A 20,710-nucleotide genomic window follows, 5' to 3' on the forward strand; every position below is an offset into this window, starting at 1 on the left:
AGGCAGACGGGCGGCAGGCAGACGGGCGGCAGGCAGACGGGCGGCAGGCAGACGGGCGGCAGGCAGACGGGCGGCAGGCAGACGGGCGGCAGGCAGACGGGCGGCAGGCAGAGGGACAGCAGGCGGAGGGGCAGCAGCGACGGCCGCAGGACTGGCCGATCCAGCCCTTGCGTGGCGAGCCGCCCTTGACCTTGTTCCGTGGCAAGCAGCTCACGCAGCTTCCCGAGGGCACCGAGTTGGACCGCTTCGGCGACCCCTCCGGCAACCTCACCTACGCCGTCGGCACGCCGTTCGATCGGCGGTCGCTCGTGCCTGACTGGATAAACCGGCCATACCGGGCATACCGGGTCGTTCGGCCGACGGAGGCGTTGACCGGGTCGGCGATTCCGTGGTTTGACCAGCCGGGTGGGGGGACGGCGTACGTGCTTCCGCAGTCGGTGGCCGAGTTGATCAGCAGCGGGGTGCTGGAGGAGATCCCCGACCGCAAGCCGCCCGCGCGGACCTGAGGTCAGACGGGCGGGATCAAGCCGGGGAAGTGGCCGTCCTTGCGGCACGTGGGGCAGGGGCGGCCGTTGTCCACCGTGCGGGGGACGCCGCCGATGATGGCCAGCTTGGGGTCGGCGACCATGCCCGAGCCGCCGCAGAGCGGGCAGATCGTCTGCAGCTCGGAGGGCACCGTGCCGAACTCTTCTTCCTTCATCACCGACCTATCCGCGCGAAAGCACCTGGTCCCCCACGGTACCCGTCGGGTGATCGGCCGTTTCCGGCGCGGCGGGAGGGGCGTACGGTGGGGGCTCGGGAGGCGCCGATGACCGACGAACCCGCCGAAGACGTACCACCCCTCGTCCAGACCCTCTGCCACAACTGCCACGGCGCCCGCTACACCGTCCAGACGGTCCACGCGGTCGTCAACGGGGTCGGCCGGACCGTGCAGACCTCGCGCCCGTGCCCGTTCTGCGAGCAGGGCACGCTGGCGGGCATCGTCCCGCCCGTCTAGCCGATCCGCAGCCCGTGCGCGGCGGCGAACACGACCGCGGCGTCGAGGTCGATGCGGGCGCCGCGCAGCTTCGCCTGGACCCAGCCGTCGGCGTCGAGCCTGGTCCCGCGCAGGTCGGCGTCGGTGAGGTCGGTCCCGAGCAGCCGGGCGCCGGTCAGGTCGGCCCCGCGCAGGTCGGTCTCCCGCAGGTCGGCCTCGATGAGGTTGGCCTCGCGCAGCCGCAGGCCCGACAGGTCGGTCTTGCGCAGGGCCGCGCCCGCCAGGCTCACCAGGGTCAGGTCGCTGTCGCGGATGGTGACGGGCCGGAAGCGGCAGTCCAGGAAGGTCGAGCCCATCAGGCTGCACCCGGTGAACGAGCTGTCGGTCAGCGTCGCGCGGTCGAAGGAGCACGACCGGAACGCCGAGCCGCGGTGGGTGGACTCGCCCAGGTCGACGCGGGTGAAAACGCACGCGGTGAACACGCACTTCTCGGTGACCAGCCCGCGCAGGTCGGCCTCGGTGAAGTCGCAGCGGGTGAAGTGGCGACCGGTCCAGGTCTGGCCGTGGAAGTCGGCGTCGGTGTAGTCGGTGTCCTCGTCCACGCCCCCACCCTGTCACGCGGCCCCGACAAGCGCCGCCACCAGGTGCAACCGCCGCTCCTGCACCGACCGCAGCGGCGGCAGCAGCAGCACCGGCAGGCCGAGCTCGACCGCGCCGCCGTCGGGCCGGGCCCGGTCGCCGACCATCAGCGTCGCCGACGGCGCGGTGCCCAGCGCGGCGAGCGCGTGCCGGAAGATCTCCGGCGCGGGCTTCTGCACGCCCAGCTCGTAGGACAGGGCGTAGGCGTCGACGACGTCGGCCAGGCCCGCGGCGGCGAACACCGGCCGCAGGTCGAAGTGGATGTCGCTGAGCACGGCGATCCGGCAGCCCGCCGCGGAGACCGCGCGCAGCGTCTGCGCGGCGTCGACGGCGAAGGGGTTGTGCGCCGGGTCGGACTCCACCGCGTACAGCGCCTCGGCCAGCTCGCCGTCCAGCCCCGCCTGGGCGAACACCCGGTGGTAGGCGGCGTGGTGCACGGCCCGGGAGGTGTCGACGCCGGGCCCGTCGAGCAGGTCGGCGAAGACGGAGATGCGCTGCCAGATCTCCTCGGCCGATGCGTCGCGGGCGAGCAGGCGCAGCGCGGCGCGCACCCAGTCGACCCCGTCCAGGGTGGTCGCCAGGGTGCCGCGCCAGTCGAAGATCACGCCGTCCATCCACTCCCCCTCAGCGGAAATCCCGGGACGTGGCCGGGATGCGCAGGTCCAGGTGCTGCAACCGGTCGGCGGTGAGGCTGACCACCCCGTCGACGTTGGTCACCACCCCGCGCACCAGCAGCGCGGGGCTGGTGCGCGCGACCCGACGATACCGAGCCCACAGACCCGGGGTGCACACCACGTTGATCATGCCCGTTTCGTCCTCCAGGTTGAGGAAGGTGACCCCGCCCGCGGTCTGCGGGCGCTGCCGGTGGGTGACCGCGCCGCCGACCAGCACCCGGGTTCCACTCTCCACTTCGGACACCGCGGTGACCCGCAGCGCGCCGAGGCGGTCCAGCCGGGCGCGCAGGAACTCGGTGGGGAAGCTGTCCGGGGACAGCCCGGTCGCCCACACGTCGGCCACGGCCAGCTCGACGGCGTCCATGCCGGGCAGGGCGGGCGCGGCCACGCCGACCGCGGTGCCGGGCAGGAACTCCGGGCGCTCGGCGGCCGCCGCCCCGGCCGCCCACAGCGCCGCCCGCCGGGACAGGCCGAAGCAGCCGAAGGCGCCCGCGGTGGCCAGCGCCTCCATCTGCGGGCGGGTCAGCTGCACGCGCCGGGCCAGGTCGACCATGTCGGCGTACGGGCGCCCGGCCGCGATCCGCTCGGCCAGCTCGACGCCGATGCCGCGCACCGAGCCCAGTCCCAGCCGCACGGCCGCGCCGCCGTCCTCCAGGGTGGCGTGCGCGGTGCTGGCGTTGATGTCCGGCCCGCGCACCTGCACCCCGTGCCTGCGCGCGTCGGCGACCAGCGACTGCGGCGAGTAGAAGCCCATCGGCTGGGCGCGCAGCAGCGCGGCGCAGAACGCGGCCGGGTAGTACAGCTTGAACCACGCGCTGGCGAAGACCAGGTAGGCGAAGCTGAGCGCGTGGCTCTCCGGGAAGCCGAAGTTGGCGAAGGCCAGCAGCTTCTCGTAGATCCGGGCGGCCAGCTCGGGGGCGACGCCGCGGCGGGCTGCGCCGGTGTGGAAGCGCTCGCGCAGCCGCTCCATCCGCGCGGTGGAGCGCTTGGCGCCCATCGCCCGGCGCAGCTCGTCGGCCTCGGCGGGGGTGAAGCCCGCGACGTCGACGGCGATCTGCATGAGCTGCTCCTGGAACAGCGGCACGCCGAGGGTCTTGCTCAGCGACCTCTCCAGCAGCGGGTGGTCGTAGGTGACCGGCTCCTTGCCGTTCTTGCGCCGGATGTAGGGGTGCACGGACCCGCCTTGGATGGGGCCGGGCCGGATCAGCGCGACCTCGACCACCAGGTCGTAGAACTCCCGCGGGCGCAGCCGGGGCAGCGTGGCCATCTGCGCGCGGCTCTCCACCTGGAACACCCCGACGGAGTCGGCGCGGCAGAGCATGTCGTAGACGGCCGGGTCGGCCAGGTCCAGCTCGCCCATGTCGACGCGCACGCCGTGGTGCTCGGCGACCAGGTCGATGGCGTAGTGCAGCGCGGAGAGCATGCCCAGGCCCAGCAGGTCGAACTTCACCAGGTCGATGGCGGCGCAGTCGTCCTTGTCCCACTGCAGGACCGTGCGGTCCTTCATGCGAGCGGGCTCGACCGGGCAGACCTCGCTGACCGGGCGGTCGCAGATCACCATGCCGCCGGAGTGGATGCCCAGGTGCCGGGGGAAGTCCTCCAGCTGCCCGGCCAGCTCCAGCACCGGCTGCGGGATGTCGTGGTGGGTGTCGCCCGCGCTCTCGGTCAGCGGGCCCCACCGGTCGATCTGCTTGCTCCAGGCGTCCTGCTGGCCCGGGGAGTAGCCCAGCGCCTTGGCCATGTCCCGCACCGCGGACTTGGCGCGGTAGGTGATGACGTTGGCGACCTGGGCGGCGTGGCGCCTCCCGTGCTTGCGGTAGACGTACTGGATGACCTCCTCGCGCCGGTCGGACTCGATGTCGATGTCGATGTCCGGCGGCCCGTCGCGGGCGGGGGCGAGGAACCGCTCGAACAGCAGCTCCCAGCGCACCGCGTCGACCCGGGTGATGCCCAGGGCGAAGCACACCGCGGAGTTGGCCGCCGAGCCGCGGCCCTGGCAGAGGATGTCGTTGTCCCGGCAGAACCGCACGATGTCGTGCACGACCAGGAAGTAGCCGGGGAAGCCCAGCTCGGTGATCACGCGCAGCTCGTGGGCGAGCTGGGCGTAGGCGCGCGGGCGCTCGGCGGCCGAGCCGTAGACGCGGGCGGCGCCGCGGTAGGTCAGCTCGGCCAGGTAGCTGGCCTCGGTGTGCCCGGCGGGGACGTCGAACGGGGGCAGCTTGGGGGCCAGCAGCTTCAGGTCGAAGGACAACTGCACGCCGATCACGGCCGCGCGCTGCACCGCGCCGGGGTAGCGGGCGAAGCGGGCCAGCATCTCCTCGCCGGTGCGCAGGTGCGCGGTGGGCGCGGGCGGCAGCCAGCCCGCGAGGTCGTCGAGGCTGCGCCGGGCGCGCACGGCGGCGACCGCGGCGGCGAGGCGGCCGCGCTGCGGGTGGGCGTAGTGCACGGCGTTGGTGGCCACCGTGGGCAGGCCGAGGTCGGCGGCCATCCCGGCGAGCAGGTCGTTGCGGGCGGAGTCGCCGGGGTAGCCGTGGTCGGTCAGCTCGACGAAGACGCGGTCCTTGCCGTAGGCGGCCACGAGGTGGCCCAGCGCCTCGAAAGCGGCCTGCGGACCCGCCTGCGCAAGCGCTTGCCGGACCGCGCCCTTGCGGCAGCCGGTGAGCACGACGCAGTGGTCGCGGGTCTGCTCGACGACGTCGGCCAGGTCGTAGCTGGGCTTGCCCTTCTCCCCGCCCGCCAGGTGGGCGGTGGTGAGGACGCGGGAGAGCCGGTGGTAGCCGTCCTGGCCGTCGGCGAGCAGCAGCAGGTGCTCGCCGCCGGGGTCGGCCTTGCCCGCCTGCGGCTCGGTCAGGCCCAGGCTCAGCTCCGCGCCGAACACCGTGCGCACGCCCAGCTCGCGCGCGGCCTCGGCGAAGCGCACCACGCCGTAGAGGCCGTCGTGGTCGGTGATGGCGATGGCGTCGAGGCCGAGCAGGGCGGCGGCCTCGACCAGCTCCTCGGGGTGGCTGGCGCCGTCGAGGAAGCTGAAGTTGGAGTGGCAGTGCAGCTCGGCGTAGGGGACGCGGGCGTCGCCGTCGGGCTGGTCGGTCGGGCCGGGGTGCCCGGCGCCGCCGGTGGGCAGGTAGCGCTCGCGCTTGCGGGTCCACGCCGGGCTGTCGCCGCCGTCGCCGGTCTCCGGCGGGCGGCCGGAGAGGATGCGCTCCAGCTCCGACCACCGCACCGGCGGGTTGTTCCAGCCCATCTGGGGTGTCCTTCTCGGGAGTCGGCCCGGGGTGGCCCGTGGGGCGGGCCACCCCGGGCGCGATCAGGATTCCGGCAGCGGCCCGCGCGGCTGCGGGATCAGCTCGGCGAGGTCGAGCAGGTCGATCCAGTCGTCGTCGTCCGTCACCCGTAAATCCCCTCCACGGTCCATTCCTCGTCCTCCCGGCTCAGCAGCAGCGCGGCCTGGTTGTCGGCCTCGGCGCCCTCGGCGAGCACGACCTGCAGCCGGGCGCGCCGCCTGCCCTGCGGGTCCCACCAGCGCTCGTCGACCGGCCACGGCCCCGACCAGGCCAGCACCCGGCGCGGCGGGTGGCGCCCGACGACCAGCTCGGCCGGGTCGGCGGTGAGCCGGAACCGGCCGGTCACCGCGACCTCGGCCCCCTCGGCGTCGCGGAGCACGACGGGCAGCGGGCGCACCGGCACGGTGGTGGGCGACGGGGCGGGCAGCGCGCCGGGCCAGGGCCGGTCCGGCGGGGCGGGCGGGGTGCGGTCGTCGCCCCAGGGCACCAGGTGGACGCGGTCGGCGGGGCCTCGTCCGCCGGAGGGCACCGGGACGAGCACGCCGTCGGGGCCCAGCAGGCCCTGCACGTGCACCATCGCCCGGGCCGCGCGCTCGGCGTGCTCGTCGTGGGCGCCCTGCCACAGGCCCAGCTGCAGCGCGCGGCCGTCGACCACCTCGACCGGGTCCAGGCGCAGCGCGGTGATCGGGGCGTCGGGCCTGCTCGGGCCGCTGAGCCAGCCGTCGAGCTGCCAGCGCAGCCGGTCGGCGATGCCCGCGGGGGTCAGCGGCTCGGCGCAGCGCCAGACCCTGGCCAGCTCGGCCCCGGTGGCGGTGGCGGCGTGGATGCCCAGGCGCGTGCAGGCCAGACCGTGCGCGGCCAGGCCGGTGTGCAGGCGTTCGGCGAGGGTGCGGGCGAGGAAGGCCGCCGCGTCCACCCGGTCGACCGGCGGGTCGGGGTGGGCGGTGACGGCCAGGTCGGCTGGCGGGGTGCGGCGGGCCAGGGGGCGCTGCTCGCGGCCCGCGGCGAGCTGGTGGGCGTGGACGGCCGCCGCGCCGAAGCGGGTGGCCACGTCGCGCGCGTCCAGCTTGGCGAACGCGCCGAGGGTGCGGATGCCCATGCGGCGCAGCAGGTCGACCAGGTCGGGCGAGTCCAGCTCGCGGATGCTCATGGGCGCCAGGAAGGCGGGGGTGTCGGTGACCAGCAGGCCGCGCCGGGCGGCCAGCGTGGCGGCGAAGAGCCCGTCGGCCATGCCGACCAGGCACTCGGCGTCGGCGCGGGCGGCGACGTGGTCGATCAGCCGCTCGGCGGCGGCCTCGGCGGAGCCGAAGTAGCCCACCGGCCCCTTGGCGGGCACGGCGACCACGCCCGGGCGCACCACCTCGACCCCGACCGCCAGCTCCTCGACGGCCGCGACGACCGGCTCGAAGCGCCGCGCGTCGCGGTCGGGGTCGTCGGGCAGCACGACCAGCTCGGGGCAGCGGCCCTGCGCCTCCCGCCGCCGCAGCCCGACCTCGATCCCCTCGGCCCGCGCGGCCCCGTTGCAGGCGACGACCCGGTTGGCGGCCACGACGGCGGCAGGCGCGTCGATGCCCACCCCGGCCGCGGCGCTGCCCGCCACGACCGGCCAATCAGGACACCACACGACGAGCAGCACGACATCTCCCCAGCTCGGGCCGGGTCCGCCGTGGGGAGCCGCCGGACAACGCCAGCCGAACATACGTTCGACGGCGAACCGGAGTCAAGCTCAGGTGCTCACAACCACCCGAGCAGGGTGTCCCCGTGCGGGTTGCCCTCGGCGCGGGCGCGCTCGGCGGCGGCCCTGGCCCAGCGGCGGGCCAGCGGTTCCAGCTCGAAGGCCCGCGCGAGCAGCGGCCGCGCCTCGTCGGCGAAGCCGCGCAGGGCCAGGGTGATGCCCGCCGAGCGCAGCGCGGACGGGTCGTCGGGGGCCAGGGCGACGGCGGCGCGCAGCTCGTCGGGGTCGCCGGTGGTGTGCGCGGCGATGAGGTGGCGGTGGGCCCGCGCGACGCGCAGCAGCCGGGCGAGCTCGCCGACCGGGTCGCGCGAGTCGTCCACCCTCAGGTCGATGACCGGATCGTCGGCGTAGCCGGTCGACTGGGCGCCCGGCTGCGGCCCCACGACGAGGAGGGCGGCCGACTGCGGCCCGCGGATGTCGCCGCCCTCGGCCTCGGCCGCGGCCAGGCCCGCCACCAGGCGCTCGGCGAGCGGGCCCGCGGCGGCGTCGAGCATGGCGGTCCACGTGGTCGGGGAGGCCAGCATGTTGCCCTGGGCGCTCATCGGGCCGCGGCAGGCGTGCCCGGCGTGGGGGATGCAGTCGGGACCGGTGTGGGCGGCGGCGTCCCCGTCGACGCCCACGGCGGCGAACTGGGCCTCCGCGGCGCCCGGCAGCGTGGCGAGGGCGGCGACGGCCTGGGCGGCGGTCATCCCGGAGGCCAGCAGGTCCAGCAGCATCGTCCGCCAGGTCAGCTCCGAGCCCGCCTGCACCGCCACCACCCCGACCCCGGACCGCCCGGCGATGACCCGGGTGCCCACCGCCAGCACCCCGCTCTGCACCGCCACCCCGAGGCAGCCGGTCGCCTCGTCCCTGGCCAGGATCGAATAGGTCATGGGGCATGTGTAGCGGGCCCGCCGGTCACCGCCCGGGGCAGGGTGACGCCGAGGCGGACGGGCCGGGTGGCCGCGCCCCGGCCCCGGGCGTGGATCTCGACCTCCCGCTCGCGGAGCGCGCCGTCGCCGTGGCCCAGCCCGTACCAGCGGCCGCGGGTGCAGGTCAGCTCCACCTCGACCCCCGGCCACCGGCCGAAGGCCAGCAGCACCGACCCCCGGCTCCGCGCCCGCGCCGACAGCCGCCGCGCATCCGCCTCCCGCACCTCCCCTGCCACGGCCACCACCTCGAACCCGTCCAACAACGCCGCCACGACCCGCACCAGATCCATCCCCGGCCGCGGCACCAGCGCCAACCGCTCCACGGGCACCCCGCTCTCGGTGGCCGCCACCACCCCCAGATCAGGCAACCCGACCACCGCCGCCCAAGCCCCCTCAGCCACCGCCCCACCCAACAACGCCACCAACAACGCCCGCGACCCCCGAACCCCGACCGTCGCCCCGCGGCGCAACCCGCCCCAGGGGAACAAGGGCGCCAACTCCTCCGGCACCGGCAACACCTCCGGCGCCTGAGGAAGCCCCCCAGGCACCGCGATGGGCTCGGCACCACCCACCGGCACCCCGCCCCCGACCACAGCCCGGAGCACTCCCCCCTCCCCCCGCCCACCCCGCCACACGCCCAACTCCACAGCCCGCCCACTCCCCCCGGCAGCCCGCCCAGCGACGCCAGCAACCCGACCACTCCCACCCGCAGCCGACCCACTCCCCCCAACCGCCACGCCCGCCGAACCACCCGCAGCCTGCCCACCCACCCCAGCCACCGCGCCAGCCGAGGCGCCCGCAGTCGACCCACGCACCCCCGCCACCGCGCCAGCCGAACCACCCGCAGACGACCCACCCACCCTGGCCGGACGCCCAGCCACGCCTGCAAACCGCCCACTCACGCCCGCAGAGCGGCCCCCCGCCGATTCCCCAACAGACCCGCCACCCACAGCCGACGACACATCGGCAGACGAATCACTCACCGCGGCAGGCCGCCCGACCATCCCCGCAGGCCGACCACCCGCCCTCGCCGACTCCCCCGCAGACGGGCCATTCACGCCCGCTGACACACCCGCAGACGGGCCACCCATCCCGGTCGGACGCCCAGGGACGCCCGCAGACCGCCCACTCACCCCCGCCGAGGGAGCCGCAGCCGGCCCACCCACCTCGGCGGACCGCCCAACCACACCAACAGGCCCGCCACGCACGCCCGCAGGTCGACCGCTTCCCCCCGACGGTTCCCCCGCAGACCGGCCACTCACCTCCGCCGGCACACCCGAAGACGGCCCACTTGCCCCGGCAGACCACCCAGCCGCGCCCGCAGAACCGCCCGCGGTCCGCCCACTCACGCCCGCAGAGCGACCAGTTAACCCCGCCGACCTGCCAGTCACACCCGAAGACGGATCACGCACCTCGGCGGACTGGCCAGCCATGCCCGCGGAGCGGCCACTCACGTCCACCGAGGCACCCGCAGACGGATCACCGGTGGACCGTCCAGGCGCAGCCGTAGGCCGCTCAGTCGTGCCCCCGGAGCGGCCATTACCCGCGGGCGCCTCAGCCCCACACGCAGGGCGTCCGCTCGGGTCGGTGGGGGGTTCGATCGCGGGTGCGGAGTTCGCGCTTGTCGGCTCGGCGAGAGCGGGGTTTCCGCCGCGTTTCGTCAGGTGGCCTGCGGCGATGGCGCGCAAGGTGGCCATGTCCGGGGGCGGCGGGGGGCTGCCGACGCGCCGTCGTTCGGACATGGCGATCACCTACCCCGCGTCGAGCACCACCCGCGTGCTGGAACACCCCAGTCCAGCGAACATCAGTGAGTATCACTCAGTTTCTGGGAGCCGAAGAGGCGCCGATCGCCCTCGAATACTTCCCCGCGCTCGAAGGCGATCGGCTTGCCCCACGGCGACACCTTGGGCGGCGGCGGCCCGCGTACCGCTCATACGCGGGACGCCGCCGAGTTCAGGCGTCCGGGGCGTCCGGCCTCGACTCCGTCGGCCCCGCTGGGTCGAACACCTGTTCGACACCACTGAGACTACCCGGCCCCGGACCGGTGTCAACCCGGAAATCAGTGGGCGAAGTGGCGCGTCCCGGTGAGGTACATCGTCACGCCTGCCGCCTCGGCCGCGGCGATCACCTCGGCGTCGCGGACCGAGCCGCCGGGCTGGACGACGGCGCGCACGCCCGCCTCCAGCAGCACCTCGAGGCCGTCCGGGAACGGGAAGAACGCATCCGAGGCCGCCACCGAGCCCGCGGCCCGCTCGCCCGCCCTGGACACCGCCAGCCGGGCCGCGTCGACCCGGTTGACCTGGCCCATGCCGACGCCGACGGTCGCGCCGCCGGAGGCCAGCAGGATCGCGTTGGACTTCACCGCGCGGCAGGCGCGCCAGGCGAAGGCCAGGTCGGCCAGGCCGTCGGCGTCCAGCGGGGCGCCGGTGGCCAGCGTCCACTTCGCCGGGTCGTCGCCGTCGGCGGCGATGGTGTCGGCGGTCTGCACGAGCAGCCCGCCGGACACCGGGCGCATCTCCACCCCGCCGCGCACGGGCGGCTCGGCGAGCAGGATGCGCAGGTTCTTCTTCCGCGACAGCACCTCGACCGCGCCGTCGGCGTACGCCGGGGCCACCACGACCTCGGTGAAGATGTCGGCCACCTGCTCGGCCATCGCCAGGCTCACCTCGCGGTTGGCCGCGACGATCCCGCCGAAGGCGCTGGTCGGGTCGCAGGCGTTGGCCTTGCGGTGGGCGTCGGCGATGTCCACAGCGGACACCGCGATGCCGCACGGGTTGGCGTGCTTGATGATCGCCACGCACGGGTCGGCATGGTCGAAGGCGGCGCGCCACGCGGCGTCGGCGTCGATGTAGTTGTTGTACGACATCTCCTTGCCGTGCAGCTGGGTGGCCGTCGCCAGCCCGGCCGCGCCGTCGTTGCGCGCGTACAGCGCTGCCCGCTGGTGCGGGTTCTCCCCGTACCGCAGCACCGACCGGCGGCTCCACGACGCCCCGGTCCACTCCGGGAACTCCTCGGCCCCGAACTCCGCGCCCATCCAGGAGGCCACCGCGACGTCGTAGGCGGCGGTGTGCCGGTAGGCGGCCACGGCCAGCGCGCGCCGGCCGGCCAGGGTGAACCCACCCGCGGCGATCTCGGCCAGCACCCAGGAGTAGCGCTGCGGATCGACCACCACGGCCACGCTGGCGTGGTTCTTCGCCGCGGCGCGCACCATCGCGGGCCCGCCGATGTCGATCTGCTCGACGCACTCCTGCGCCGACGCCCCCGACGCGACCGTCTTCACGAACGGGTAGAGGTTGACCACCAGCAGGTCGAACGGCGCGATGTCCAGCTCGGCGAGCTGGGCGACGTGCGCGGGGTTGGTGGTGTCGGCGAGCAGGCCCGCGTGCACCCGCGGGTGCAGGGTCTTCACCCGGCCGTCGAAGGACTCCGGGAAGCCGGTGACCTGCTCGACCGGGGTCACCGGGACCCCGGCGTCGGCCAGCGTCCGCGCGGTGCCGCCGGTCGAGACGATCTCCACGCCCGCCGCGTGCAGGCCGGTCGCCAGCTCCAGGACGCCGGACTTGTCGGACACGCCGATCAGCGCGCGGCGCACGGCCTTGCGGGGCTCGGTCACGGGATGCTCACCTTTCGTCCGTCCACGGTGTAGCCGTCGCGGGCCATCCTGGCCACCACGTCGACCAGGAGCCGCCGCTCCACCACCTTGATGCGTTCGTGCAGCGCGGCCTCGTCGTCGTCGGGGCCGACCGGGACGGCCTCCTGGGCGATGATCGGGCCGGTGTCGACGCCGCCGTCGACCAGGTGCACCGTGCTGCCGGTGACCCGGACCCCGTGGGCCAGCGCGTCGGCGACCGCGTGCGCGCCCGGGAACGCGGGCAGCAGCGCCGGGTGGGTGTTGACGATCCGCCCGCCGAAGCGGGCCAGGAAGGCCGGGCCGAGGATCTTCATGAAGCCCGCGGAGACGACCAGGTCGGGCTCGTGCGCGGCGACGGCGTCGGCCAGCGCGGCGTCCCAGGCGTCGCGGTCGGGGTGGTCGCGCAGCCGCACGGCGAAGGTCGGCACGCCCGCCGCCGCGGCGCGCTCCAGGCCCGCGATGCCCGTGCGGTCGGCCCCCACGGCCACGATCCGGGCGGGCAGGTCGGCGTCGAGCAGGGCCTGCAGGAGGGTGCCCGACCCCGACACCAGGACGACGACCCGGGCATCGGGCATGGGCGGGCGGTGGACGCTCAGCGTGGTCTCCTGCGGACGCCGGAACGGGGTGCGTCCAGCGTAAGGCGTCCGTTAATGATCTTGGTCGGCGGCGTCGGTGTCCGCCGCCACAGCAGGCTGCCCGTCCCCGCCATCGTCCTCTTCAGACTCGTCGGCCTGCTCCGCGGCCGAGGGCTCGTCACCGTCCGGTTCGTCGCCGTTAGGTTCGTCGCCGTCCGGCTGGTCATCGTCCGGCTGGTCATCGTTCCGCTGGTCGCCGTCCGGCTGGTCGTCGCCGGGCTCGTCATCGGCGGCTTCGGGCTGGTCGCCCTCCGGGGTCTCGTCGCCGTCGTCGTCCGGGCCGATGAGCCCGGCGGCGGCCGGGTGCGGCCCGGCGAACCAGGCCACCAGCGCGGCGGGGACCCCGACCCAGGCGACCACGGCCAGCGACAGCGCCGCCGCGCGCAGGTCCAGCGGGTCGAACGGCCCGCCGCCGAGGGCCCCGCCCGCCGAGCCCGCGAGCACGGCGGTCGCCGCGGCGGCCACGACCGCGGCCACGGCCACCGCCCGCAACCGCGCCACCGCCGACTCGTCGGCCGCGCGCAGCACCCAGCCCACCAGCAGCCCGACCGCCAGCGGGAGGGCGAGCAGCGCGGGCCACCACACCTGCGGCCCGGCGGGCAGCGCGCCCAGCAGCGGCACCCCGGGGACCGCGCCGCCGTGGAAGCCCAGGGGGCCCACCGACACCGACCCGATCCCGAACCCCGGGCCTGCGGCGAACCCGAGCCCGGCCAGCACGGCGTTCGGCAGGTACCCCAGCGACAGCAGGAACTGCCCGAGCGCCGCCCCGAACCCGCCGGTGAACTGCGATGCGACCCGGTCGAAGCCCGTCACCAGCCCCAGCACGACCACCGCGGCCCCGACGGCGGCCAGCGCGGCGCAGGCGAGCAGGCCCGCCCGCAGCCCGCGCACGGCCAGCGGGTCGACCCGCGCGCCCAGGCCGGTGATCAGGTCCGAGCGCCGGGCCAGCGCGACCACGCACGCGGCGCCGCTGAGCAGGGCCGGGTAGTAGAAGCCCGCCAGCGGGTCGACCCGCAGCGGGTCGGCGACCAGCAGCGCGGCCAGCAGCCCGGCCACGGCGTGCGCGAGCACCACCGCGCCCGCGATCCAGCCCGTCTCGCGCGGACCCCGGGCGTCTACGCGCCGGGCCACGGCCGCGGTGGTGCGCCCGACGAGCAGCGCCAGCAGCAGCGAGGGCAGCAGCGGCAGCGCGCCCAGCGCCCGGTCGGCGATGACCAGCGGCACCTGGTGGGCGGCCAGCCAGCCGGGCAGGGCCGCGGCCAGCACGCCGTCGACGCTCAGCGACGCCCGCGGCGCCACCGCGGTGACCACGGCGAACAGCGCGGCTATCGCGGTGTACCCGGCGAGCAGCGGCGCCGCGGCCGCGATCAGCAGCGTCCGGGCCCGCACGGCCTGCGGGCGGGCCTCATCCAGCAGCGCCATGCGTCCACTGTGGCACCCGGGTTGCTCCGAACGGGGCAGGCGCGCCGACGCGCGAATGGGCGGCGCCGGAGCCCGGCGCCGCCCATTCGCTGCGGTGGTCTACGGCTGCTGCTGCGGGTACCCGCCCGGCGGCGTGCCGGGGGCCTGCTGGCCGAACTGGCCCTGCTGCGGCGCGAAGGTGGTCTGCTGGTTGGACACCGGCGGCTGGCCGAACTGGCCGGGCTGCTGCGGCTGCGGCTGGCCGGGCATCGGCTGCTGGCCGAACTGCCCGGACGGGGGGTTGTAGCCGCCGGGCTGGGCGTAGGGCACGTGGTGCTGCGGCGCCGGGGGCTTGACGATGCCCTGGTCCATGAGGAAGGCGGCCACCGCGGCCGCGGCCTGGACCAGGCCGAAGATCAGCAGCAGGATCGCGCCGGTGCCGTCGAGGCCGCCGAAGAGGCCGAACAGGACCGTCAGCGCGGCGGCGACGGCGGCCGCGGGCGGCAGCAGCCCGGGCTTCTTCGCGTCGCCCGGCAGGACGACCTGCAGGGAGAGCACGCCCGCGATCAGGAACAGCGCGGGCAGCACCGAGGCGATCTCGAAGTAGTTCGCGCCCGGACCGGCCGGGGCGAAGCCGAGGAAGAAGTTCAGCGCGCCGAGACCGGCGACGCCCAGATGCAGCATCTGCGCGACGGTGAACTTCGGGCCTGCCGAGGGGGGCGGGCCGTAGGCCGGGGTGGGCTGCTGCCCGGGGCCCGGGTAGCCGCCCGGTGCTCCGCCTGGGTAGGACATCGCGTGCTCTCCTCGCTTGGGCCTTCAGTTACGCCGAGCCTCGCGCGAACGCTAGCTCATCCGGCCGGTTCGATGGTCACCGGCACGCGCTGGTTCCCAGCAGCATACGACGGGAAAGGCCCGCCACCACCCGGGCAGCGGGCCTTTCACCTGGTCTTCGCACTACTTGGCCGCGAACAGCTCGCGGGCGATGGCCGCGGTCTCCGACGGCGTCTTGCCGACCCGGACCCCGGCGGCCTCCAGGGCCTCCTTCTTGGCCTGGGCGGTGCCCGCCGAGCCGGAGACGATGGCGCCCGCGTGGCCCATCGTCTTGCCCTCGGGGGCGGTGAAGCCCGCGACGTAGCCGACGACCGGCTTGGTCACGTTCTCCTTGATGTAGGCCGCGGCCCGCTCCTCGGCGTCGCCGCCGATCTCGCCGATCATCACGATCAGCTCGGTCTCCGGGTCGGCCTCGAACGCGGCGAGCGCGTCGATGTGGGTCGTCCCGATGATCGGGTCACCGCCGATGCCGACCGCGGAGGAGAAGCCGATGTCGCGCAGCTCGTACATCATCTGGTAGGTCAGCGTGCCGGACTTCGACACCAGGCCGATCTTGCCGGGGCCGGTGATGTCGGCGGGGATGATGCCCGCGTTCGACTTGCCGGGGCTGATCAGGCCGGGGCAGTTGGGGCCGATGATCCGGGTCTTGTTGCCGGTGGCGACCGCGTGCGCCCAGAAGTAGGCGGTGTCGTGCACCGGGATGCCCTCGGTGATGACCACGGCCAGGCCGATGCCCGCGTCGATCGCCTCGATGACGGCGTCCTTGGCGAACTTCGGCGGCACGAAGATCACGGTCACGTCCGCGCCGGTCTCGGCCATCGCCTCGGCGACGCTGCCGAACACCGGCAGCGAGGTGCCGTCGATGTCGGCGGTGGTGCCCGCCTTGCGCGGGTTCACGCCGCCGACGATCTGGGTGCCGGACTTGAGCATCCGCGAGGTGTGCTTGGTGCCCTCGGAGCCGGTCATGCCCTGGACGATGACCTTGCTGGTCTCGGTGAGGAAGATAGCCATTGTCAGACCCCCGCGGCCGCGAGCTCGGCGGCCTTGTCGGCCGCGTTGTCCATCGTGTCGACCACGGTCACCAGCGGGTGGTTGGCCTCGGCCAGGATGCGCCGACCCTCGTCGACGTTGTTGCCGTCCAGCCGCACGACCAGCGGCTTGGTGGCCTCGTCGCCGAGGATCTCCAGCGCCTTGACGATGCCGGTGGCGACCGCGTCGCAGGCGGTGATGCCGCCGAAGACGTTGACGAAGACCGACTTGACGTCGGCGTCGCCCAGGATGATGTGCAGGCCGTTGGCCATGACCTCGGCCGACGCGCCGCCGCCGATGTCGAGGAAGTTGGCGGGCTTGACCCCGCCGTGCTTCTCCCCGGCGTAGGCGACCACGTCCAGGGTGGACATGACCAGGCCAGCGCCGTTGCCGATGATGCCGACCTCGCCGTCGAGCTTGACGTAGTTGAGGTCCTTCTCCTTGGCGGCGGCCTCCAGCGGGTTCTCCGCGTCCTTGTCCACCAGGGCGGCGTGGCCGGGGTGGCGGAAGTCGGCGTTGCCGTCGAGGGTGACCTTGCCGTCCAGGGCGATGATGTTGTCCTGCGGGTCGCGGACCAGCGGGTTCACCTCGACCAGCGTCGCGTCCTCGCCGACGAAGGTGTCCCACAGCTTGACGATGACCTCGGCGGCCTTCTCGGCGACCGCGGCGGGGATCTTGGCGGCGGCGGCGATCTCGCGCGCCTTCTCGATGTCGACACCGGCGATCGCGTCCACCGGGACCTTGGCCAGCGCCTCGGGGCGCTCCACGGCCAGCTGCTCGATGTCCATGCCGCCCTCGGCGGAGGCCATCGCCAGGAAGGTGCGGTTGGCCCGGTCGAGCAGGAACGAGAAGTAGTACTCCTCGGCGATGTCGGAGGCTGGGGTCACCAGCACGCGCCGCGTGACGTGGCCCTTGATGTCCAGGCCGAGGATGGCCTCGGCCTTGGTCTGCGCGTCGTCGGGGGTGTCGGCCAGCTTCACGCCGCCGGCCTTGCCGCGGCCACCGGTCTTGACCTGCGCCTTGACGACGACGGTCTGGCCGAGCCGCGCCGCGATCTCGCGGGCTTTCTCGGGGGTGTCGGCCACGTCGCCCGGCAGGACCGGGACGTCGTGGGCGGCGAAGAGGTCCTTCGCCTGGTACTCGTACAGGTCCACGCGACAGTCTCCTGACTACGGTGTCGACACGATTGCTGTCGGACGTCAAGACCCTAGCGACCAGCGTTTTCGGTTGACACTTCGCACCCGGTGAGGTAGCTCACCTGCCGTGGTGAGATCGGTCACCGGCCGTGTCCACCCAGGCCAGGACGTCCGCGGCGGCCACCACGGGGAGGTCGTCGACCAAGGCTTTCACCGCTTCGGGGGAACCGTCCACGGCCACCGCGTCGGGGTCCTCCTGGACGGCGACGGCGGCGGCGGTCCCCGGGTCCAGCGGTCCTGTGTAGACGACTTCGACGCCGCGGTCCCGCAGCTGCCTGGCCAGCGCGGGCAGGTCCCCGACGAGCACGACCCTGATCACCGGCGACCGCCCACGGCCGCGGCGGCGGCCACGACCAGCGCGAGGGTCGCCGCGAGCGCCAGCCACAGGCCCTGGCCGGGGCGGCCGTCGGCGGCGCGGGCGGCGGTCAGCGGGTACTCCAGCGCCCGGACGCCGACCAGGGCGGCCGCGCCGAGCAGCAGGGCCGCGGCCCGCGGCGGGCGCGCGGCCGGGGCCAGCGCGGCGGCGGCGAGCACGGCCAGCAGGGCGATCAGCAGGCCCCAGGACGCGAACCGGAACTGCGTCCAGATGCCGGGGGCGACCAGGTCCGGGGCGGTGAGGACGGGCAGGCCGAACGCGCCGACGGCCAGCAGCGCGCCGACGGCGGCCGGAGCGGCCAGCGGGAGGTGGTAGCCGCGCTCGGTGAGGTCGACGTCGTCGCGCTCGGCCCCGCCCGCGATGGCCGCGGTGGTCGCCGCGGCGCAGCCGAGCAGCAGCGCCGCCCCGGCGAACCAGACGCCCGGGCCGATGGCGACCGCGCCGCTGGCCCCGGTCGCGGTGAAGGCCGCGTCCAGGCTGCCCGCCCCGGCGAGCGCGACGCCCGCGAGCACGACGATGAAGGCGGGCCGGGTCGCCGCGGCCGGGCCGGGCGCGAACATCGGCAGCGACAGCAGCAGCACGGCGATGGCGACGGGGACGAACAGCCTGCTCGCGTAGGCGGGCGGGGTGTCGATGCCGTGGGCGACGATCAGGTCGCTGGTGCCCGCGAGCAGCGCGGCGGCCGCGGTCAGCACGCCCAGTCCGCCCGCGACCCGGTGCAGTGCGCGCAGGTCGAGCCGGACGTCGGCGTCCTTGGCGCTGGCCGCCGGGTCGACCGTCCAGATCGCCGCGGCGAGGGCGGCCGCCGCGGCGAGGGCCAGGTACGGGCCGGAGGCCGGGTGCAGGCGGTCGACGAGCAGCCCGGCCGCGATCTGCGGCACGGTGACCCCGGCGACGGCGGCGAGCAGCCCGACGGCCATCCCGCGCGCGACGGGCAGGCTCGCCGCGTTGCCCGCGACCACGGCCGCCCCCGCGGCGCCCACGGCCAGGGCCAGCAGCCCGAACCGCGCCGGGGCGGGCGCGTCGACCATGCCCAGCGCCAGCACGAAGGCGTCATCGGAGGTGAACGGGACCAGCAGCAGACCCACGGCGGTCGCGGTGCCCGCGAGGAGGGCGACGCGGGTGAAGACCGCCCGCGCCCGGGTCGTGCGGTCGGGGTCGTCCAGCTCCGCGGCGTAGGGGGAGCCCGGCTCGGCCCCCGCCCTGGCGGCCGCGAGCACCCCGGCCGCGGCGGCGAGGACGTGGCCCGCGATGAGCAGCCAGAGGCCGGGCTGCGGCTGGAGGGGGGCCAGCGAGGTCGGGACGAAGATCTCCGGGCGGGCGGCGCGCAGGGCGTCCACGGCCAGCTGGAGGTCCACGAGGGCGCGCCCGGGAGCCAGCAGGGCCGCTGCGGTGAGGACCGCGGCGGCGGTGACCGGCTTGCGGGCAGCGGTGAACGCGACCGCCGCGGCGGCGGGGAGGAGGGCCAGGAGGACCAGCAGCGGGGTCGCGGAGAAGCCGGGCGGCGGGGTGAGGATGCCGACCACGGGGGCGGCCGCGGAGAGGAGGGCGGCCGCGGCGGCCGTCACGAGGGCGGCTTTGAGGCGGGTGGGGACGTCTGCCCAGGTGATCTGCTCGACTGGGTGGGGGCTGGGGTGGCGGTCCAGCTGGGGTCGGGTCCGGGCAGTCATCGCGGGCAACGCTAGCAAGGGGGGTGGGGTGATGGAGGGTTTGCCACGCTTTGGGGCGCGGTTGGCTCGATTGCCTCGGTCGGCGCGATCGGCTCGATTGGCTCGCGCCAGCTCCGGCTGGCCCGGCCACCCCGCGGGGGGTGGGCGCGGGCGGCTCGCCGCTGCGCGGCGTTGCTCTGGGTGAAAAGCGCCCTCGCCGGGCGGGCAGGTCTCCGGGATGGTGGCCGGACTTGCCTGCCATCCCGTCGACCTCCCGGAGGGTTACCACACCCCAGGTGGGGGTGCGGAGCTTGCGTTTTCGCGGTCAGGGTCCTTGGCGGACCCTGACCTGCAAGTTCCTGGTTCGTTGAGGGCCGCACCCCCACCTGGGGTGTGGTAAGGCTGCGCCAGGTCGACGGGATGGCAGGCAAGTCCTGCTTGGGGGGTGCTGGGGAGGGTTGAGCAAGGGGGTGTGGTGCCACTCGAATGGCCGCTTGAAACGAGAGGCACGTCACACTAAAGACGTGAGTTCACCTTAACTTTGTGTAGTTCTCGCTGGACATGACCTTGGGGGTCAGGTGGGGCTGGAGGGATTCAGGTGGGAGCTGTTGCCCCGCTCGGTATCTCCCCGTTACTGTCCCCGCGTCCGTTGTCACGGTCAGATCACGGTTAGGGCTGGACGGCAACCCTCCCCCGGGAGGCCGTCCGCACCGGGTCCCCCGCCCGGGAAAGCCCCCGCCGAAGCTAGGCCCGTCCCCCGCGGGTCTCGGCGGACGCGATCTGGCTCCCCGAAGGCGGAAGGCCAGGTTTTGTCCCGACATCGCTCGTCCGGCGGTGAACTCGAGTTCGCTGTCGACGAACAGGCGCTGGAACGCACGAGGAGTACCCGCGGTCGCGGGGTCCACCGGATCGCTCCGCCGTCGTCGGCGTTGCGTGGGCGGGTGGTGGTCGCGGCGGTTGCCGTCGGGGCCTTCGCCGCCGCGGCGGCAGGCCAGACGCTGCAAGGGGCGGTGGGCGAGCACGCCGCAGGCGCCGACGAGATCATGCCGCTGGCCAACCCCGGTGGCGCTGCCGCCGCGATGGGCATGGGCGGGGACAACGTCGGGTCCCCCGAGCTGCTGGCCCTGGCCGCGAGCTCCGACGGCGCCATCGAGGCCGAGAAGATGGCCGCGACCGAGCGCGTCGTGCAGGAGAAGGAGGAGCGGCTCGCCGCCGAGGAGGCGCGCAAGCGCGAGGCCGCGCGGCCCAAGTACGTCCGGCCGACGACCGGCACCTTCACCTCCGGGTTCGGCGCCCGCTGGGGCCGCACCCACTACGGCATCGACATCGCCAACCGCGTCGGCACCCCGATCGTGTCGGTGGCCGACGGGCGGGTCATCGAGGCGGGCCCGGCCAGCGGGTTCGGCCTGTGGCTGCGCGTGCAGCACGACGACGGCACGATCGGCGTCTACGGGCACATCAACGACTACGTCGTCCAGGAAGGCCAGCGGGTCAAGGCGGGCGAGCTGATCGCCCACATGGGCAACCGCGGCCAGTCCACCGGACCGCACCTGCACTTCGAGATCTGGGACGGCGGCTACAAGATGAACCCGTCGTCCTGGTTGAACCGCCACGGCATCGGCTACTAGGCCCATTCCCGATCGCCCCACTCGCGATCGCCTGCCGCCCATTCGCGGTCGTCTCGGTCCACGGTTACCCCCTTGTCGACGGACGACAGGGAGTCAACCGCAGGGGACCGACAATTCT

General features: G+C 74.8%; 19 protein-coding genes. 4 read left to right on the plus strand and 15 right to left on the minus strand.

Annotation, left to right across the window (positions count from 1 at the left end; translation table 11 throughout):
* Positions 1-506 (plus strand): TNT domain-containing protein (locus ACWEPX_RS18630; RefSeq protein WP_451898443.1); only part of this gene is annotated, 506 nt, incomplete at its 5' end.
* 2 nt (positions 507-508) lie between these two features.
* Here ACWEPX_RS18630 and ACWEPX_RS18635 read toward each other — a convergent pair.
* Positions 509-700 (minus strand): hypothetical protein, encoded by a 192-nt coding sequence (locus ACWEPX_RS18635; protein ID WP_451898592.1) that lies wholly within the window; start codon positions 698-700, stop codon positions 509-511.
* A 108-nt stretch (positions 701-808) separates the two neighbouring features.
* On the opposite strand from ACWEPX_RS18635, the gene ACWEPX_RS18640 reads away from it, so the two are divergent.
* The gene (locus ACWEPX_RS18640) at positions 809-997 is read left to right on the plus strand and encodes a hypothetical protein (protein ID WP_451898444.1); all 189 of its coding nucleotides are present in this window, start codon (positions 809-811) and stop codon (positions 995-997) included.
* Here the strand turns inward: ACWEPX_RS18640 and ACWEPX_RS18645 are convergent.
* The 6 genes from ACWEPX_RS18645 to ACWEPX_RS18670 all read right to left on the minus strand — a co-directional run bounded on the left by ACWEPX_RS18645 (position 994) and on the right by ACWEPX_RS18670 (position 8,566).
* On the minus strand, positions 994-1,578 hold the full coding sequence (locus ACWEPX_RS18645; RefSeq protein ID WP_451898445.1) for a pentapeptide repeat-containing protein: 585 nt from the start codon (positions 1,576-1,578) through the stop codon (positions 994-996). The two genes, ACWEPX_RS18640 and ACWEPX_RS18645, sit on opposite strands and share 4 nt — an antisense overlap.
* Before the next feature lie 12 nt (positions 1,579-1,590).
* The gene (locus ACWEPX_RS18650) at positions 1,591-2,229 is read right to left on the minus strand and encodes an HAD family hydrolase (protein ID WP_451898446.1); all 639 of its coding nucleotides are present in this window, start codon (positions 2,227-2,229) and stop codon (positions 1,591-1,593) included.
* A gap of 10 nt (positions 2,230-2,239) precedes the next feature.
* Entirely contained in the window at positions 2,240-5,530 is a 3,291-nt protein-coding gene (locus ACWEPX_RS18655) for an error-prone DNA polymerase (RefSeq protein WP_451898447.1), read from the minus strand.
* A gap of 143 nt (positions 5,531-5,673) precedes the next feature.
* Positions 5,674-7,203, minus strand: coding sequence for a DNA polymerase Y family protein (locus ACWEPX_RS18660; RefSeq protein WP_451898593.1), 1,530 nt, complete (start codon positions 7,201-7,203; stop codon positions 5,674-5,676).
* 101 nt (positions 7,204-7,304) lie between these two features.
* Positions 7,305-8,177, minus strand: coding sequence for a DUF1028 domain-containing protein (locus ACWEPX_RS18665; protein ID WP_451898448.1), 873 nt, complete (start codon positions 8,175-8,177; stop codon positions 7,305-7,307).
* Entirely contained in the window at positions 8,174-8,566 is a 393-nt protein-coding gene (locus tag ACWEPX_RS18670; RefSeq protein WP_451898449.1) for a hypothetical protein, read from the minus strand. Before ACWEPX_RS18670 ends, ACWEPX_RS18665 begins: the two co-directional genes overlap by 4 nt.
* Here ACWEPX_RS18670 and ACWEPX_RS18675 point away from each other — a divergent pair.
* Positions 8,556-8,747 carry a hypothetical protein gene (locus ACWEPX_RS18675; RefSeq protein ID WP_451898450.1) on the plus strand — a complete coding sequence of 64 codons (192 nt, stop codon included), beginning with the start codon at positions 8,556-8,558 and terminating at the stop codon, positions 8,745-8,747. The two genes, ACWEPX_RS18670 and ACWEPX_RS18675, sit on opposite strands and share 11 nt — an antisense overlap.
* A gap of 1,528 nt (positions 8,748-10,275) precedes the next feature.
* Here ACWEPX_RS18675 and purH read toward each other — a convergent pair.
* The 8 genes from purH to ACWEPX_RS18715 form a co-directional block, all read right to left on the minus strand.
* Positions 10,276-11,829 carry a bifunctional phosphoribosylaminoimidazolecarboxamide formyltransferase/IMP cyclohydrolase gene (gene purH, locus ACWEPX_RS18680; RefSeq protein ID WP_451898451.1) on the minus strand — a complete coding sequence of 518 codons (1,554 nt, stop codon included), beginning with the start codon at positions 11,827-11,829 and terminating at the stop codon, positions 10,276-10,278.
* Positions 11,826-12,422 (minus strand): phosphoribosylglycinamide formyltransferase, encoded by a 597-nt coding sequence (gene purN / locus ACWEPX_RS18685; protein ID WP_451898452.1) that lies wholly within the window; start codon positions 12,420-12,422, stop codon positions 11,826-11,828. The genes purH and purN overlap by 4 nt, the downstream gene beginning before the upstream one ends.
* Positions 12,423-12,494: 72 nt before the next feature.
* Positions 12,495-13,904, minus strand: a complete 1,410-nt coding sequence (locus tag ACWEPX_RS18690) for a cell division protein PerM (RefSeq protein WP_451898453.1) — start codon at positions 13,902-13,904, stop codon at positions 12,495-12,497.
* Between the two features lie 99 nt (positions 13,905-14,003).
* Positions 14,004-14,675 carry a DUF5336 domain-containing protein gene (locus tag ACWEPX_RS18695; RefSeq protein ID WP_451898454.1) on the minus strand — a complete coding sequence of 224 codons (672 nt, stop codon included), beginning with the start codon at positions 14,673-14,675 and terminating at the stop codon, positions 14,004-14,006.
* A 162-nt stretch (positions 14,676-14,837) separates the two neighbouring features.
* Positions 14,838-15,725, minus strand: a complete 888-nt coding sequence (gene sucD / locus ACWEPX_RS18700; RefSeq protein WP_451898455.1) for a succinate--CoA ligase subunit alpha — start codon at positions 15,723-15,725, stop codon at positions 14,838-14,840.
* Positions 15,726-15,727: 2 nt separating this feature from the next.
* Positions 15,728-16,897, minus strand: a complete 1,170-nt coding sequence (gene sucC / locus ACWEPX_RS18705; protein WP_451898456.1) for an ADP-forming succinate--CoA ligase subunit beta — start codon at positions 16,895-16,897, stop codon at positions 15,728-15,730.
* Positions 16,898-16,997: 100 nt separating this feature from the next.
* On the minus strand, positions 16,998-17,258 hold the full coding sequence (locus ACWEPX_RS18710; protein WP_451898457.1) for a hypothetical protein: 261 nt from the start codon (positions 17,256-17,258) through the stop codon (positions 16,998-17,000).
* Complete coding sequence (locus ACWEPX_RS18715) at positions 17,255-18,985, minus strand: hypothetical protein (RefSeq protein ID WP_451898458.1); 1,731 nt, start codon at positions 18,983-18,985, stop codon at positions 17,255-17,257. Before ACWEPX_RS18715 ends, ACWEPX_RS18710 begins: the two co-directional genes overlap by 4 nt.
* 923 nt (positions 18,986-19,908) lie before the next feature.
* Here ACWEPX_RS18715 and ACWEPX_RS18720 point away from each other — a divergent pair.
* The gene (locus ACWEPX_RS18720) at positions 19,909-20,592 is read left to right on the plus strand and encodes a M23 family metallopeptidase (RefSeq protein WP_451898459.1); all 684 of its coding nucleotides are present in this window, start codon (positions 19,909-19,911) and stop codon (positions 20,590-20,592) included.
* Positions 20,593-20,710: the final 118 nt, after the last annotated feature.

Source organism: Actinokineospora sp. NPDC004072 (assembly GCF_053604195.1).

Coding starts and splice junctions, on each gene's coding strand:
- ACWEPX_RS18635 (WP_451898592.1), bottom strand. CDS start 700: ATGAAGGAAGAAGAGTTCGGCACGGTGCCCTCCGAGCTGCAGACGATC.
- ACWEPX_RS18640 (WP_451898444.1), top strand. CDS start 809: ATGACCGACGAACCCGCCGAAGACGTACCACCCCTCGTCCAGACCCTC.
- ACWEPX_RS18650 (WP_451898446.1), bottom strand. CDS start 2,229: ATGGACGGCGTGATCTTCGACTGGCGCGGCACCCTGGCGACCACCCTG.
- ACWEPX_RS18655 (WP_451898447.1), bottom strand. CDS start 5,530: ATGGGCTGGAACAACCCGCCGGTGCGGTGGTCGGAGCTGGAGCGCATC.
- ACWEPX_RS18665 (WP_451898448.1), bottom strand. CDS start 8,177: ATGACCTATTCGATCCTGGCCAGGGACGAGGCGACCGGCTGCCTCGGG.
- purN (WP_451898452.1), bottom strand. CDS start 12,422: ATGCCCGATGCCCGGGTCGTCGTCCTGGTGTCGGGGTCGGGCACCCTC.
- ACWEPX_RS18690 (WP_451898453.1), bottom strand. CDS start 13,904: ATGGCGCTGCTGGATGAGGCCCGCCCGCAGGCCGTGCGGGCCCGGACG.
- ACWEPX_RS18695 (WP_451898454.1), bottom strand. CDS start 14,675: ATGTCCTACCCAGGCGGAGCACCGGGCGGCTACCCGGGCCCCGGGCAG.
- sucD (WP_451898455.1), bottom strand. CDS start 15,725: ATGGCTATCTTCCTCACCGAGACCAGCAAGGTCATCGTCCAGGGCATG.
- ACWEPX_RS18715 (WP_451898458.1), bottom strand. CDS start 18,985: ATGACTGCCCGGACCCGACCCCAGCTGGACCGCCACCCCAGCCCCCAC.